Below are 15,213 nucleotides of genomic sequence, written 5' to 3' on the forward strand. Positions count from 1 at the left end.
TTTTTCTATACTCTTAAAGAAAACTATTTACCACACTAGTCCGATAAAGCATTTTAAATTTTTTAAATATAAAAATAAATGTTTATTTTTTATGGTTGTCTAACATATAATTAAGAAGAATCTGACAATTATAAAAAGGGGGAATAAGATGGAACAGGTAGTAAATTGGCTAAATGGCATTGTCTGGAGTCAGGCACTTATTTATTTATGCTTAGGGGTAGGGTTATACTTCACGTTAGCAACTAGATTCATGCAAGTGAGACACATAGGAGACATGGTTAAATTACTATTTGCGGGTGGCAAGTCATCTGCTGGGATTTCTTCGTTCCAAGCGCTCAGCCTTTCTTTATCCGGTAGGGTAGGAACAGGTAACATTGCTGGGGTTGCGACTGCGATTGCCTTTGGTGGTCCTGGAGCAGTTTTTTGGATGTGGCTAATTGCATTCTTAGGAGCGGGTTCAGCATTTATTGAATCAGCTTTAGGTCAGGTTTATAAAACGAAAAAGGATGGACAATACCGTGGGGGTCCTGCATTTTATATAGAGAAGGGACTTGGCATTAAATGGTATGCTGTCTTGTTTGCCATCGTAACTGTGCTTGCAACTGGAGCGCTTTTACCAGGTGTACAGGCAAATAGTATTGCATTAGGAATGGACACTGCATTTGGAATTCCTCAATGGGTTACTGGTCTTGTCATTATTATCTTTTTAGGACTTATTATTTTCGGTGGAGTTAAACGTATCGCACGTACGGCAGAATTTGTTGTACCTTTTATGGCACTAGGTTATATGATTGTTGCCTTAATCGTTATTTTTATGAATATTTCAGAAATTCCTGCGGTATTAGGACTTATTTTCTCAAGTGCATTCGGTATGGATGCTGCATTTGGTGGTATTTTAGGTGCTGCTATTTCTTGGGGAGTAAAGCGTGGAATTTACTCAAACGAAGCTGGTCAAGGTACTGGTCCACATGCTGCAGCTGCAGCGGAAGTTTCTCACCCTGCTAAACAAGGTCTTGTTCAAGCGTTTTCAGTATATGTTGACACTTGGTTAGTATGTTCTGCAACAGCATTCATGATCTTATTTACAGGAATGTACAATGTTACACCAGCTGGACAAGAAGCTATCGTTAATAACCTTGGCGATATCGAGCCGGGTCCTGGATATACACAAAATGCCGTTGAATCTGCTCTACCAGGCTTTGGAGCTCCATTTGTAGCGATTGCATTGTTATTCTTTGCATTTACGACAATTATGGCTTACTACTATATGGCTGAAACAAACCTTGCTTATATTAATGGTAAGGTAAGAAGAGTTTGGACCGAGCATATTTTAAAGCTTGTACTTTTAGGAATGGTATTCTATGGAAGTGTTAAGACAGCGGGACTTGCTTGGTCATTAGGTGACCTTGGGGTAGGAAGTATGGCTTGGTTAAATATCATCGCCATTGTGTTGTTATCCAAACCTGCTCTTAAGATCCTCAAAGATTACGAGGCACAAAGAAAAGAAGGAAAAGACCCTGTGTTTGACCCAGTTAAGCTAGGTATTAAAAATGCTGACTTCTGGGAAAAAGAATATAAATATGATTCAACAGGATCTATCGGAGAAGTACCTACTTCTGGTACAACTGTTGATAAAAATTAGGTATAAAAAAGCTTGGATGATTTCTTCATCCAAGCTTTTTACTCTTTCGGGCTAACAATATAATATTCTTTTACGTAGGCTGGGCTAGGATATACAATTTTATGCTGTTGGTCAGCTATTTTACTTTGAAACACCTTATGTTCCTCTGATTTATGCCATACATTATAAGACAACTCATTTTCCCAAATCGTTAATACCGTATACGTCCCTCCCTTTAATGGTCGCAAAAAACGTAATGCTATAAACCCTTCTTGTTGGGCAAGGCGGTTCACTTCACTCTTAAAGGTGTATTCAAACATTGGTTTACTTTCATCCGTTACAGGAATGTAATTCACTGTGGTAAACCCTTTATCTGGAAATGCCCCATTTGATAAAAGAACTTCAAATTTTTTAGGCTCTTTAAAGATAGAGTCTTTTTCTGTTTCGTGATATAGCATGGAGTTCTCTTCTGACTGTAATAATAAAATCTCTTCAGTAGGATTTGCCATCTTCTTTTTCTCCAGAAAATCAACCGTTCCAAACGTAATAAAGGCTTTCAATCTATCCACCACCCATTTGTGTATTTTATTTTTAATCTTATTTTATACATACTGAGAAACATTTACATTAATACTAATGTATATCCATATAACCATAAAAATACAAAATATGTCGAATTTGTCTATAAATTCAAAGCATTAGTCCTTATAACTGGAGGTGTCTTATTTAATGAGAAAGAAGCTTTTATTATCCATTTCTATTCTCTTCTTTACATTTGTGTTAGGTTTATTCGGTTACTTACTCATTTTATCGGCTGGAGATTACGTTGTTGATGAGAAAAAACTTGTCATGGATTCAGCTTCCAAGTTAGTAGATGAAAATGGGAATGTTATAACTAAATTGTATTTAGAAAATAGAGACCTTGTGGATATTAAAAATATTCCAGACCATGTCCAACAAGCGTTTATAGCGGTTGAAGATTCAAGATTCTACAAACATCATGGAATTGATGTAAAGGCAATTTTAAGAGCCTTATATAAAGATATTCTTGCTGGGGGGAAAGTTGAAGGTGGAAGTACAATAACCCAGCAGCTTGCTAAGAATGTATTTTTAACATCTGACAAAACATGGCTACGCAAAACGAAAGAAGTAATCATCTCAATTAATCTTGAGAAAAAATACAGTAAACAAAAGCTGTTAGAGATGTATTTGAATAGAATCTATCTCGGTCACGGGGCATATGGAATTCAATCTGCTTCTAAACTTTATTTTAATAAAGATGTTTCAGAACTTACGATAGCAGAGGGTGCCTTGCTGGCTGCGTTACCAAAAGCTCCTAGCACTTACTCACCTCTTGTTCATGCTGATAAAAGTATAGAAAGACGAAATTTAATCTTAAGTTTAATGGAATCACAAGGTTACTTAACACCGGAGGAGACCGTTCGTTACCAAGGAAAAACACTAACTTTGGATGTTCATCATCATAAAAAAGACCCTGCATTACTTACTTATATTGATATGGTCCTTCAAGAAGCGAAGGAAGTCTATTCTCTATCCAACGAAGAACTTTTAAGAGGTGGCTATACAATTACGGTCCCATTAAATAAACATGTTCAAGAAACTGCGTATGAGTTATTTCAGGACTCCTCTTATTTTCCAGGAACGGATGAAAATGCAGAAGGGGCATTTGTTCTATTAGATAACAAGACAGGTGGAGTAATTTCGATTCTAGGTGGAAGAAAATATGTAGAAAAAGGTTTGAATCGCTCCATTGTGAAGCGACAACCTGGTTCAACAATTAAACCACTAGCTGTGTATGGGCCAGCTTTAGATGAAAGAGAATTTAAACCTTATTCTTTACTAGTTGATAAGAAGCTTGCTTATGGGAAATATGAGCCAGAAAACTATAATGATATTTATAAAGAAGAGATATCTATGTATGATGCTGTCATAGAATCGGCCAACGCACCAGCTGTGTGGACCTTAAATCAACTAGGGATTGAAACAGGGAAAAAGTACCTCGGTAAATCAGGAATATCAATTCCAGATGAAGGGCTGTCAATTGCCTTAGGAGGACTTCAGCAAGGAATATCGCCACTTGATATGGCAAAAGCCTACAGAGCGTTCGCCGCTGGAGGCAAAATCATAAAACCGCATTTTATAAATAAAATCATTGACCGCAATGGCAAGGTTGTTGGAACAGTAGACTATGAAGAAAAAGAAGTATTTTCAAAACAAACGGCATGGTATATGACACGAATGCTAGAAGCTGTTGTGAAAAGTGGAACCGGAAGATCTGGTTACTATAACGGTGCATTAGCTGGCAAAACAGGGACAACCAATTACCCACATAAAGAAGGTGCGGCCAAGGATGCATGGTTTGTTGGATTTACTCCTACTGTTGTAGGGGCACTCTGGATGGGGTATGATTCGACAGATGAAGAGCATTACTTAAAGTACGGAAGTTCTTACTCAACAAAACTGTTTAAAGAGATTCTTACAAAATCAAACTTATCTCAGCAGTCGTTGATGGCTTTTACAACTCCAGAAGATGTAGAAGAACTAGAAGCACCAATAAGAATAAAAGAAGTAACTGACCTCCATGCAAACCTTACATTTAAACCATTTGGGTTATTTACAATCCGATTAAACTGGACACCCTTAGAAGACCGTCGAGTAGAATATCGAATTTATGAAAAGTCCTCTACAGACTTAAAATATATAGGTTCAGTAAAGGGAGAAGGCAATTACGAAATTGAAAATGTGAATATATTCACCCTTCCAACCTTGTGTCTAATCCCATATAACCCACAAACCGACCAAGAAGGACTAGAATCAAACCTAGTACGCCCAGAATTTTTCTCAAAACACTAACTCAACTAAGTCAATTTTTTGACATTTAGTGTAGTAAACTATACAACTAAAGTATAAACTGGTAAATTTGAATAGGCATATTTAATAATTGTAAAGGCATGCTTATAGATTAGGTACTTTGAGATGAGCCGTTTTAATTACCCTATGAGTTTGATTTATAAATATTTAACTCGAGTGGATTGGAACGGCAAGGTTCAAAGTGAAACAACAATCTTGAAAAAGCCGTAAAATAAGAAAACTATGTTTGTGAAAGAGTGAAAGGTGGATATTGCAATGAGTTCTGTGTTTAATGATACGTTTTTAAAAGCCTGTAAAGGAGAAGCAGGCAAGCATGTTCCAGTCTGGTACATGCGCCAAGCTGGTCGTTCTCAGCCTGAGTACCGCGCAATAAAAGAAAAATATTCTTTATTCGAAATAACCCATCAACCAGAGCTTTGTGCATACGTAACAAGGCTTCCAGTCGAACAATACAACGTTGATGCTGCTATTCTCTATAAAGATATCATGACTCCACTACCAGCACTTGGGGTAGATGTTGAAATAAAATCAGGAATTGGTCCAGTTATTAGCAATCCAATTAGATCTCTACAGGATGTTGAAAGACTTGGCGAAATTAATCCTGAAGAGGACATACCTTATGTTCTAGATACAATCAAATTACTTACAACTGAGCAACTAAATGTTCCACTTATTGGTTTTGGAGGTGCACCGTTCACTTTAGCTTCTTACATGATAGAAGGTGGACCATCTAGAAACTATAACAAAACCAAGGCATTCATGTATTCTGAACCAAAGGCTTGGTTTGCATTAATGGATAAGCTCGGGGATATGACAATTACATATATTAAGGCACAAATCAAAGCAGGGGCAAAGGCAATTCAAATCTTTGATTCATGGGTTGGAGCTTTAAATGTTGCAGATTATCGTTATTATATAAAACCAATTATGCATCGCATTTTTACAGAGCTAAGAGGTGAAGGTGTTCCGTTAATTATGTTTGGAGTTGGAGCAAGTCACTTAGCTTTAGAATGGAATGACTTACCTTTAGATGTTGTTGGTCTTGATTGGCGTTTACCAATTAACGAAGCAAGAGATAAAGGAATTCAGAAAACGGTTATGGGAAATCTTGACCCATCCATTTTACTAGCTCCATGGGATGTAATTGAAGAAAGAGCAAAAGCGATACTAGATCAAGGGATGAAAAATCCAGCCTATATCTTTAACTTAGGTCATGGTGTTTTCCCAGAAGTAAATCCAGATACATTAAAGCGATTAACTTCGTTTATTCATGAATATAGTGCGAAAAAATAATGTTTATGAGGTGTAATACGTAATGGCAAAGAAAAGAATGGGGCTACTTGTGATGGCATACGGTACCCCTTATAAAGAAGAGGATATTGAAAGATATTATACTCACATTAGACATGGTAGAAAACCATCTCCTGAAAGTCTTCAGGATCTTAAAGACCGATATGAGGCTATCGGGGGCATTTCTCCGCTAGCAAAAATTACAAAAGAACAAGCTGAGAAATTAGAAACTCATCTGAATCAAATTCAGGATGAGATTGAATTTAAAATGTACCTAGGCTTAAAGCATATTGAACCATTTGTTGAAGATGCAGTTGCTGCTATGAACAAAGATGGAATTGAGGAAGCAGTTAGTATTGTACTGGCTCCACATTTTTCTACCTTTAGTGTTAAATCATACAATGGCCGTGCAAAGGAAGAAGCAGAGAAACTAGGTGGTCCAATTATTCACTCTGTTGAGCAGTGGTACGATGAGCCTAAATTTATCGATTATTGGGTAACTGAAGTTAAAAAGACTTATGAAAATATGACTGACGAGGAACGTAATAATGCAGTCCTAATTGTATCAGCTCACAGTCTTCCAGAAAAAATTATTGCAGCTGGTGACCCATATCCACAGCAACTTCAAGAAACAGCAGATTTAATTGCTGAGAAAGCTGGAATAAAAAATTATGAAATAGGCTGGCAAAGTGCAGGTAACACACCTGAACCTTGGATTGGCCCGGATGTTCAAGATTTAACAAGGGATTTACATAAGGAGAAAGGCTACACTTCTTTTGTATATATCCCAGTAGGATTTGTCGCAGATCATCTAGAGGTGCTATATGACAATGATACAGAATGTAAAATTGTTACAGATGAAATTGGTGCTTCGTATTTCAGGCCTGAAATGCCAAATGCTAAGCCAGAATTTATTGATTGCCTAGCAACCGTAGTTTTGAAAAAAATTAACAAGTAATCACCACGGGGAATTGCCCACGTTGGTTAGCCCCCACTTTATGTAAGGAGTGGGGGTTTTATCATTATAATCACAGTGGTAAATAATTTAATGAAAAGAAGGCGATGAACAGTGAGTGAAGCAAAAGGGCGGGTTATCGTCATTGGTGGCGGAATCACAGGACTAGCTGCTACGTATTATCTACAGAAAGAGTCTAAAGAAAAAGGGAATACCCTAGACATAAAATTAATTGAAGCAAGTCATCGATTAGGAGGCAAAATTCAGACGGCAACAAATGACGGCGGATATGTAATCGAGAAAGGCCCGGACTCATTTTTGGCTAGAAAACTCAGTGCATCTAAACTGATTAAAGAAGTGGGGTTAGGGGATAAGCTCGTCTATAATTCGTCAGGGAAGTCATATGTTTTAGTTAAGGGTAGGCTTCATCCAATGCCTGGTGGTTCGATTATGGGAATACCAACCCAAATTACCCCTTTTATCACTACTGGACTTTTTTCACCAATGGGTAAGATGCGAGCAGCTGCCGATTTTGTCCTACCTGCTACACAAACTGAAGGCGATCTGTCTCTTGGACAATTTTTTAGAAGAAGACTTGGTGATGAAGTGGTTGAAAACCTAATTGAACCATTATTATCAGGAATTTACGCTGGGGATATTGATAACTTAAGTTTAATGTCAACCTTTCCTCAATTTTACCAAGTGGAACAAAAGCACGGAAGCTTAATTAAAGGAATGAGGCACGCTACACCACCTAAGCCTAAGACAGGTACAGAAGGTCAAGAACCAAAAGGGATGTTCTTAACGATCTCCTCTGGTCTACAATCCCTTGTTGAGAAAATAGAAGAAAAGCTTGATTCTGGTTCGGTTATTAAAGGCATTCGTGTTGAAAAAATAGAGAAACGACACAAAGGATACCTTGTTCATTTAAATAACGGTACGGTTCTAGACGCCGATAGTATCATCTTGGCAACTCCACATCAGGTGACTGTGGACATCTTACAAGACTATCATTTTGCTACACCATTAAAAGAGATGCCATCAACTTCTGTCGCTACGGTGGCATTGGCTTTTCCTGAAGATGCCATAAAGAAAGATATAGATGGAACAGGATTTGTAGTTTCTAGGAAGAATGATTATACAATTACAGCTTGTACCTGGACCCATAAAAAGTGGCCACATTCAACACCGAAAGGGAAGGTTCTCTTACGGTGCTATGTTGGGAAATCTGGTGACGAAGCGATTGTTGACCAGACAGATGAAGAAATCATTAAGGTAGTCCTTGATGATTTAACGAAGACAATGGATATTGATTCACAGCCTGAGTTCACAATGGTAACACGCTGGAAAGATTCCATGCCCCAATACACTGTAGGTCACAAGGAGAGAATTGAGAATTTAAAACAACATATGAGAGATGAATTACCTGGAGTATTTCTAGCGGGGAGTTCCTATTCAGGCTTAGGTATCCCTGATTGTATCGACCAAGGAGAAGAAGCAGTAAGCCATGTACTAAATTTCCTTAATGAACATAACAAAGATTTAGTAGGGGTTAACTAATGTTAGCCTCTCTTTTTTTGGAAAAATCATCCTTAAATTGAAATTGGGTAAAAAAGTATCTATACTATTACTATGAAAACGATTTCATTTAAGCGAGAGGGTTAGGTATGGCTACAATTGAGGATGTTGCAAAATTATCGGGATTATCAAGGACCACGGTTTCAAGAGTTATAAATAATCATCCATATGTCGCAGAGGAAAAAAGAATCATTGTACTCGAAGCAATGAAAAACTTAGGTTATGTACCAAATTCTGCTGCAAGAAGCTTAAGAAATCAAAAAACAGGTATGCTTGCTGTATTAGTACCAAGAATTACGAACCCTTTCTTTAGTCAACTAATTGAAGCAATTGAAATAGCGGCATCTGAACATGGGTATCAGCTGATAGTTTGTCAGACTAGGTATTTAAAAGAAAAAGAATTAGATTATCTTAATCTCTTAAAAACTAAACAAATCGATGGAGTGGTTTTAACTTCTACTGAAAATGACTGGGAGACTATCTCCCCATTTTTAAAATATGGACCAATCGTTCTGTGCAATGAACCGAATGAAAGAGCGAATGTACCCATGGTTACTTTAGACCACTTCTATGGTGGATATTTAGCTACAAAGCACCTTATTGAACAAGGTCATAAAGTAATTGCTTACTGTTGTGGGGAGTATAAAAGTTCTATTAGTAAGCATAGAGAGTTAGGGTTTTTAAAAGCACTTTCAGAGTCAAACTTATATTTTGATGAACAGCATGCATTTCGTGATGCTTTAAGTGTTGCAGATGGTAGAGAAATTTTCCATAGAATAAAAGAAATGGCTTATCAGCCTACAGCTATATTCACTGGCGGAGATGAAGTAGCTGTTGGAATCCTTGCAGAGGCAAAGAGTAGGGGATGGAAAATTCCAGAACAACTTTCTGTTGTCGGATTTGATAATCAAATAATAACAGAGTTAGTGGAGCCTACAATTACAACCGTTCATCAACCAGTGAATCAAATGGGTCAAAAAGTCTTAGAGCTGCTTATGGAAAAAATTAAAAGCAAAACAAAGTTGTACAGAGATGTACATTGTTTACCATTGGAGCTTATTGTTAGAGAATCAACGCTAAAAAAGGCTAACCAAACACTATATTAAATAAAAGAAAGCAGCCATTGAGGCTGCTTTTTGTGTAGTCATTTTATAATTTATTTTCCAAGCTGCATGCAGTTTTCGCACTTGTTTCCATAGCATTCATGCTGCTCCTGGATTTCATTTTCACATTCGATACACTTTTTCGCAGGAAGATTTTTAAAAAATTCAGTACTTTTCATTAACATTTTATCCCCTCCAATGTGTTTTTCTTATAATCATTGTATTATAACAGTTTGTTTTGGTCAACGTCTGTTTTGTAACAATTTTTAAAATGATGAAAATGCCTATATAATAAAATAAGGAAGAGTTAGAATGCATTTTAAAGGAGTGAGTGAGTTGAAGGTTACTGTAGTAGGATTTTGGGGTGGTTACCCAGGAGTGAATGAGGCAACGACAGGATATTTATTTGAAGAAAATGGATTTCGCTTGTTAGTTGACTGTGGGAGTGGTGTTGTAGCACAGTTGCAAAACTACATAAAAGTTGAGGAACTAGACGCGGTTATTCTCTCTCATTATCATCATGACCATGTTGCTGACATTGGTCCACTGCAATATGCACGCCTTATAGCAAAGTCATTAGGGAAATCAAATGAAGAACTGCCGATCTATGGACACACATATGATGAAGAGGGATTTTCTAAGTTAAGCTATAAAGGTTATACAAAAGGAATGCCTTATTATCCTGAAGGAGATATAAAAATTGGTCCTTTTACAATCAGTTTTTTAAGGACAAAGCATCCTGTTACTTGCTTTGCCATGAGAATAACCAATGGAACACAAACAGTTGTATTTACGGCAGATACTAGTTATATTGAAGAATTTATTCCATTTTCAAAAGAAGCTGAGTTATTAATATGTGAATGTAATTTATATGAGGGACAGGATGGGCCAGCTTTCGGACATATGACGAGTACAGAGGCAGGTGTCCTTGCAAAAAGTGCAAAGGTAAAACAGCTACTACTCACTCATTTGCCGCATTATGGAAATCATCAAGATTTGGTGGAACAAGCTTCGAAAGAATATCCTGGACCAATTAATCTTGCAACATCAGGATTTGTTTGGCAACTGTAATGAAAATTATTTTTATAAAACTTTCCAACTTATATTGGAAAGTTTTTTTTATCAAGAAGCTGATTAATACTAATTATGAAATCGATTACAAACTAATTCTTGCTAGTTTAATTTTCTTTTAATATAATATATTTAGATATTTTAGAAAATGAGTGATGATTCATTCATAAAATAAAGGGAGGGTTTTACGTGAATTTAACTTCACAATTAGGGGTTACAGCAAAGAAATACTTTAATAAAACCGCTTACATTTTTAATGATTCAACTAGTACATATGCTGAACTTGATGCTGCAGTAACTAAATTTGCTAGTGGTCTTACGAAGCTTGGTATTTCAAAAGGTGACCATGTAGCTATTTTATCTGGAAATTCACCTCATTTTATTATCGGATTATATGGTGCACTGCGAGCTGGAGCTACAGTTATTCCAATTAACCCTATTTATACTCCTGATGAGATTGGTTATATACTTAAAAATGGTGATGTAAAAACGATCATTGCTCTTGACCTACTAGTTCCACTTTTCGAAAAAATGAATGGCATGCTTCCCGATGTGGAGAACATTATTGCATGTGAAACACCACAAGGTTCACAAAGTGACTTAGATGTTACTAAATTATCAATATTCCCGAAATTGAAATCGTTTACAAGTATAATAGGTTCTGGGGATTTAGCATTCGAAGGACCACAAGTAAACGATGATGATGTAGCTGTTATCCTTTATACATCAGGAACAACAGGAAAGCCTAAAGGTGCAATGCTTACTCATAAGAATCTTTATAGCAATGCGATTGATGTTGCGAACTATTTAAAGATCACTGATTCAGATAATGTTATTACAACTTTGCCGATGTTCCATGTATTTTGCTTAACAGTTGCCTTAAATGCCCCACTCATGAATGGAGGAACACTTATCATTGTTCCGAAATTTAGCCCGGGAGAGATTTTTAGAGTCGCTAAAGAATATAATGCAACAGTATTTGCGGGTGTTCCGACTATGTATAATTTCTTGTTGCAATACCCTGAGGGGCAAGTGGAAGACCTTAAGAGTTTAAGGCTTTGTATCTCTGGTGGTGCGTCCATGCCTGTTGCGCTTTTGACTAGCTTTGAGAAGAAGTTCCAGGTTTTAGTTTCTGAAGGATATGGATTGTCTGAAGCTTCTCCGGTTACTTGCTTTAACCCTCTAGATCGTCCACGCAAAGCAGGATCAATTGGAATGAGCATTGTTAATGTTGAAAATAAAGTTGTCAACGAACTTGGCGAAGAAGTACCTGTTGGTGAGGTTGGGGAGTTAGTTGTACGTGGTCCTAACGTAATGTCAGGGTATTACAAAATGCCTGAGGAAACTGCACATACAATACGTGATGGCTGGTTGTATACTGGAGACCTAGCTAAAATGGATGAGGAAGGTTATTTTTATATTGTAGATCGCAAAAAAGATATGATCATTGTAGGCGGTTACAATGTGTATCCTCGTGAAGTAGAGGAAGTATTATATAGTCACCCTGGAGTGGTTGAGGTAGCTGTTTTAGGTGTGCCTGATCCTAATTTTGGAGAGGCAGTAAGTTGCTACGTTGTTAAAAAAGATCAAGACCTAACAGAGGAAGATCTACTAAACTACTGTAAAGAACATCTAGCAAAATATAAAGTTCCGAGTACAATTAACTTCTTAGAAGAACTTCCTAAAAATACAACTGGTAAGATCTTAAGACGTGCATTAAAAGAAGCTGTTCTTCAGAAATAATTCTTAAGAAAGGTGGGCAGTCCTAGTAGGGGACTGTCCATTATTCTATTTTAGAACATATTTTTCCTGTCGACATACTATATTTTATGCAAATTAGGGTAGGGTGGGAAAAATTGTGAAGAACACATATCTAGACTGTTTAGCACTGTTTGGAGTTGGGGGAGCGCATCCTGGAGGTCTTAAACTGACAAGAGAAATACTAGCTCAAGAGCAAATTGACTCTTCTTCTAGGATTCTTGATATTGGTTGCGGAACTGGTCAAACGGCCGCATTTATTTCTAATCACTATAATTGTCATGTTAGTGCTCTTGAGAATAATAAGGTAATGCTTGAGAAAGCAGAGGAGCGGCTTTCTACAATTAGTTTGCCTGTTACAATTGTGGAGGGAAAGGCTGAAGAATTACCATTTGAGGATAACCATTTTGATATTATTCTGTCAGAATCAGTGATTTCTTTTACAGAACAACCGGTGACACTATCTGAGCTTAAAAGAGTTTTAAAGCCAAATGGTGTATTGTTAGGTATCGAAATGACACTTGAAAAATTAATAGACAAACAAGAGTTAGAAGCATTTATTCATTTTTATGGAGTCACAAGGCTCCAGACTGAAGATGAGTGGTTTGAAACAGTAAAGGAAGCTGGATTTTCGGCTATTCGTATCACTAAAAATGACGAGGATCCGGATGAAGAGGATCTTGAAAATGCTACTGAGTTTTATCTTTCAGAGAACATCACAGATGAATGTTTTAGTGTGCTAGAAACTCACGAGCAGTTTACAAAAGATTTTAAAGACATAGTCGGCTACCGTGTCATTAGGTGTACTAAATAGGTTAGTAGTTTAGTGATGATATTAAAACGACTATTCATTTTGGTAGTCGTTTTATTTTTTCATAATAGTATTATATTCTTCGTAAATAAAGGAATTTATCTTTTCTTATCGAAATAAAATGTAAGCGGTCACAACAAAGAGATGGGGAGAGATATCATGAGTACAATTATCTATCATGTTGAAAATTACATAGCAACCGTAACATTGAACAGACCAGAAACAATGAATTGCTTTAATTATGAAGCATTAAAAGAGCTTGAGACGGTCGTAGAAGAAATTAGGACAAACCAAGACGTTCGAGTAGTTGTATTTACTGGTTCAGGAGATAAGGCATTTAGTGTTGGAGCTGACTTGAAAGAAAGAAAAACACTTACACCAGCAGAGGTTAAAAGAAATGTGTATAAAATTGGAGAGGTATTTGCAAGTATTGAAAACTTGCCACAGCCTACGATTGCTGCGCTGAATGGATATGCTTTCGGAGGTGGTATGGAGCTAGCTTTAGCTTGTGACTTTAGGATTGCTGTGGACGATACACTAATGGGTTTAACAGAAACAAGTTTAGCGATTATTCCAGGAGCTGGTGGAACTCAAAGACTACCAAGATTAATAGGTACTACGAAAGCTTTAGAGCTAATATTAACTGCTAGAAGGCTTTCTTCTGAGGAAGCTTTTAGCTATGGAATATTAACAAAGGTTGTAAGTCGTGGTGAATTATTAGATTCATGCTATAGCTTTGCAAGCGAAATGCTTAAAAATGGTCCAGTTGCACTTCAACAAGCTAAATTTGCAGTGAAAGAAGGCATGAATACCGATATTCAAACAGGGCTTAAAATCGAACGAAAAGCCTACGAGATAACAATACCAACTGAAGATCGTGTGGAAGCGCTAAACGCATTCAACGAAAAACGAAAACCAGTATTCAAAGGACAATAAAAAATGTCTAAAGGGGGCCTAATCCACAAGGTGATTTAACACTTTAAAGCACCGGGGGTCAGGCCCCTTATGACATATTTAGCACATGTTAGGTGGGACTAAGTTTGTATTTAGGACGCTTGGTAGTGTGTCATGGATATATGGTGGTGCTGGCTTAAGGACAGGTATTTTACCGTGTGGTACAGGGTTCTCAACATATGAGAACATCCCATTTCCATCGATACTTGGACCGTTCGCCCAACGTCCTGTAGCACTTTCGTTCCCTCTAGAGTAATTGAATAGTACATGTGAAACTTCCTGTTTCTCAAGTTCACGTGGGAATGTACTTGGAACAACAACATTTTCTTTAGCTTCAAGCTCATAAATGGCTGCTAACCATTGGTTTTGATGCATGGTATCTCTTGCGATAAGCCATGATAACATATCTTTAACACCACGGTCAGTAGTCGCTTCATACAGACGAACAGCCTGTAAACGACCTTGTGATTCTGCATTTAGGTTAGCTCGGAAATCAGCTAATAAGTTTCCGCTAGCACCGATATAGCTTGCTGTCCATCGGTTTCCGACACTATCAACAGGCATTGCACCTAATCCGGAAACGATGGCATGTTGAGGGTTCATACCTCCTAGAATAGCACCGATAACAGGATCTTTTGCTGCTACCTCTAAATCCCCAACAGGTGCACCATCAAGTAACCTAGCAATCATAGTAGCTAGCATTTCGATATGTGCAAGCTCCTCAGCTCCTGTGTCCATTAGCAAATCCTTATACTTACCATTTCCTCTAACATTCCAACCTTGAAATAAGTATTGTAACGCAACAGAAATTTCTCCAAATTGCCCACCTAATATTTCTTGTAATTGCTTCGCAAATAGAGGATCTGGCCGCTCAGGCTTTGCTCTATATTGCAATTCTTTTACATGATAAAACATCTTTTCAGCACCCTTCTAATCTAACTCTGAAATTCATTCTAATATAACGAATCCATGCTAGTAGGCTATGCACCTATAAGAAGTTAGGTGATAGAAAAATTAATAGTGGACCTAAGTAAGTAATTTTCAGCACTTTAATGCACCGGGGGTATTAAAGCTACCCCTTAATAAATTTTTAAGAGTGTATTGGAGCGGAAAGCAAGTGCCTGTAGCGCAAAGGATCGGACAACGTTCAAAGTTTAGTTTATCTAAAGATTCTTACAAT

The 15,213-nt window shown here is 37.2% G+C and carries 13 protein-coding genes; 10 read left to right on the forward strand and 3 right to left on the reverse strand.

The genetic code is table 11. From position 1 onward, the window contains the following. Positions 1 to 148: 148 nt before the first annotated feature. Positions 149 to 1,642 (forward strand): alanine/glycine:cation symporter family protein, encoded by a 1,494-nt coding sequence (locus J2Z26_RS01765; RefSeq protein WP_193534223.1) that lies wholly within the window; start codon positions 149 to 151, stop codon positions 1,640 to 1,642. 38 nt (positions 1,643 to 1,680) lie between these two features. Here J2Z26_RS01765 and J2Z26_RS01770 read toward each other — a convergent pair whose 3' ends face one another. Continuing rightward, positions 1,681 to 2,181 carry an antibiotic biosynthesis monooxygenase family protein gene (locus tag J2Z26_RS01770; protein WP_193534222.1) on the reverse strand — a complete coding sequence of 167 codons (501 nt, stop codon included), beginning with the start codon at positions 2,179 to 2,181 and terminating at the stop codon, positions 1,681 to 1,683. Between the two features lie 169 nt (positions 2,182 to 2,350). On the opposite strand from J2Z26_RS01770, the gene J2Z26_RS01775 reads away from it, so the two are divergent. The 5 genes from J2Z26_RS01775 to J2Z26_RS01795 all read left to right on the forward strand — a co-directional run bounded on the left by J2Z26_RS01775 (position 2,351) and on the right by J2Z26_RS01795 (position 9,442). Beyond that, entirely contained in the window at positions 2,351 to 4,495 is a 2,145-nt protein-coding gene (locus J2Z26_RS01775; protein WP_193534221.1) for a transglycosylase domain-containing protein, read from the forward strand. A gap of 273 nt (positions 4,496 to 4,768) precedes the next feature. Beyond that, entirely contained in the window at positions 4,769 to 5,806 is a 1,038-nt protein-coding gene (hemE, locus tag J2Z26_RS01780) for a uroporphyrinogen decarboxylase (protein WP_193534220.1), read from the forward strand. Between the two features lie 22 nt (positions 5,807 to 5,828). Next, the gene (gene hemH, locus J2Z26_RS01785; protein ID WP_193534219.1) at positions 5,829 to 6,761 is read left to right on the forward strand and encodes a ferrochelatase; all 933 of its coding nucleotides are present in this window, start codon (positions 5,829 to 5,831) and stop codon (positions 6,759 to 6,761) included. Between the two features lie 111 nt (positions 6,762 to 6,872). Then, positions 6,873 to 8,318, forward strand: coding sequence for a protoporphyrinogen oxidase (gene hemY, locus J2Z26_RS01790; RefSeq protein ID WP_193534218.1), 1,446 nt, complete (start codon positions 6,873 to 6,875; stop codon positions 8,316 to 8,318). Positions 8,319 to 8,425: 107 nt separating this feature from the next. Beyond that, on the forward strand, positions 8,426 to 9,442 hold the full coding sequence (locus tag J2Z26_RS01795) for a LacI family DNA-binding transcriptional regulator (RefSeq protein WP_193534217.1): 1,017 nt from the start codon (positions 8,426 to 8,428) through the stop codon (positions 9,440 to 9,442). A 50-nt stretch (positions 9,443 to 9,492) separates the two neighbouring features. Here the strand turns inward: J2Z26_RS01795 and yhfH are convergent, their stop codons facing one another. Then, positions 9,493 to 9,624 (reverse strand): protein YhfH, encoded by a 132-nt coding sequence (yhfH, locus tag J2Z26_RS01800; RefSeq protein WP_193534216.1) that lies wholly within the window; start codon positions 9,622 to 9,624, stop codon positions 9,493 to 9,495. A 151-nt stretch (positions 9,625 to 9,775) separates the two neighbouring features. Here yhfH and J2Z26_RS01805 point away from each other — a divergent pair, with 151 nt between their 5' ends. The 4 genes from J2Z26_RS01805 to J2Z26_RS01820 all read left to right on the forward strand — a co-directional run bounded on the left by J2Z26_RS01805 (position 9,776) and on the right by J2Z26_RS01820 (position 14,015). Beyond that, positions 9,776 to 10,510 carry an MBL fold metallo-hydrolase gene (locus J2Z26_RS01805; RefSeq protein ID WP_193534371.1) on the forward strand — a complete coding sequence of 245 codons (735 nt, stop codon included), beginning with the start codon at positions 9,776 to 9,778 and terminating at the stop codon, positions 10,508 to 10,510. A gap of 189 nt (positions 10,511 to 10,699) precedes the next feature. Further along, positions 10,700 to 12,253 (forward strand): fatty acid--CoA ligase family protein, encoded by a 1,554-nt coding sequence (locus J2Z26_RS01810; protein ID WP_193534215.1) that lies wholly within the window; start codon positions 10,700 to 10,702, stop codon positions 12,251 to 12,253. 115 nt (positions 12,254 to 12,368) lie between these two features. Continuing rightward, on the forward strand, positions 12,369 to 13,082 hold the full coding sequence (locus J2Z26_RS01815) for a class I SAM-dependent methyltransferase (protein ID WP_193534214.1): 714 nt from the start codon (positions 12,369 to 12,371) through the stop codon (positions 13,080 to 13,082). Between the two features lie 156 nt (positions 13,083 to 13,238). After that, entirely contained in the window at positions 13,239 to 14,015 is a 777-nt protein-coding gene (locus tag J2Z26_RS01820; protein WP_193534213.1) for an enoyl-CoA hydratase-related protein, read from the forward strand. Between the two features lie 78 nt (positions 14,016 to 14,093). Here the strand turns inward: J2Z26_RS01820 and J2Z26_RS01825 are convergent, their stop codons facing one another. Beyond that, positions 14,094 to 14,948, reverse strand: coding sequence for a manganese catalase (locus J2Z26_RS01825; protein ID WP_193534212.1), 855 nt, complete (start codon positions 14,946 to 14,948; stop codon positions 14,094 to 14,096). Positions 14,949 to 15,213 lie beyond the last annotated feature (265 nt).

The organism is Cytobacillus luteolus, from assembly GCF_017873715.1.
In the GTDB taxonomy this organism is placed as follows: domain Bacteria; phylum Bacillota; class Bacilli; order Bacillales; family Bacillaceae_L; genus Bacillus_BV; species Bacillus_BV luteola.

What these genes read in the sequence shown, in the direction of transcription:
- J2Z26_RS01795 (WP_193534217.1), top strand. Translation starts at nt 8,426, where the DNA reads ATGGCTACAATTGAGGATGTTGCAAAATTATCGGGATTATCAAGGACC.
- yhfH (WP_193534216.1), bottom strand. Translation starts at nt 9,624, where the DNA reads ATGTTAATGAAAAGTACTGAATTTTTTAAAAATCTTCCTGCGAAAAAG.
- hemH (WP_193534219.1), top strand. Translation starts at nt 5,829, where the DNA reads ATGGCAAAGAAAAGAATGGGGCTACTTGTGATGGCATACGGTACCCCT.
- J2Z26_RS01765 (WP_193534223.1), top strand. Translation starts at nt 149, where the DNA reads ATGGAACAGGTAGTAAATTGGCTAAATGGCATTGTCTGGAGTCAGGCA.
- hemE (WP_193534220.1), top strand. Translation starts at nt 4,769, where the DNA reads ATGAGTTCTGTGTTTAATGATACGTTTTTAAAAGCCTGTAAAGGAGAA.
- J2Z26_RS01825 (WP_193534212.1), bottom strand. Translation starts at nt 14,948, where the DNA reads ATGTTTTATCATGTAAAAGAATTGCAATATAGAGCAAAGCCTGAGCGG.
- J2Z26_RS01775 (WP_193534221.1), top strand. Translation starts at nt 2,351, where the DNA reads ATGAGAAAGAAGCTTTTATTATCCATTTCTATTCTCTTCTTTACATTT.
- J2Z26_RS01820 (WP_193534213.1), top strand. Translation starts at nt 13,239, where the DNA reads ATGAGTACAATTATCTATCATGTTGAAAATTACATAGCAACCGTAACA.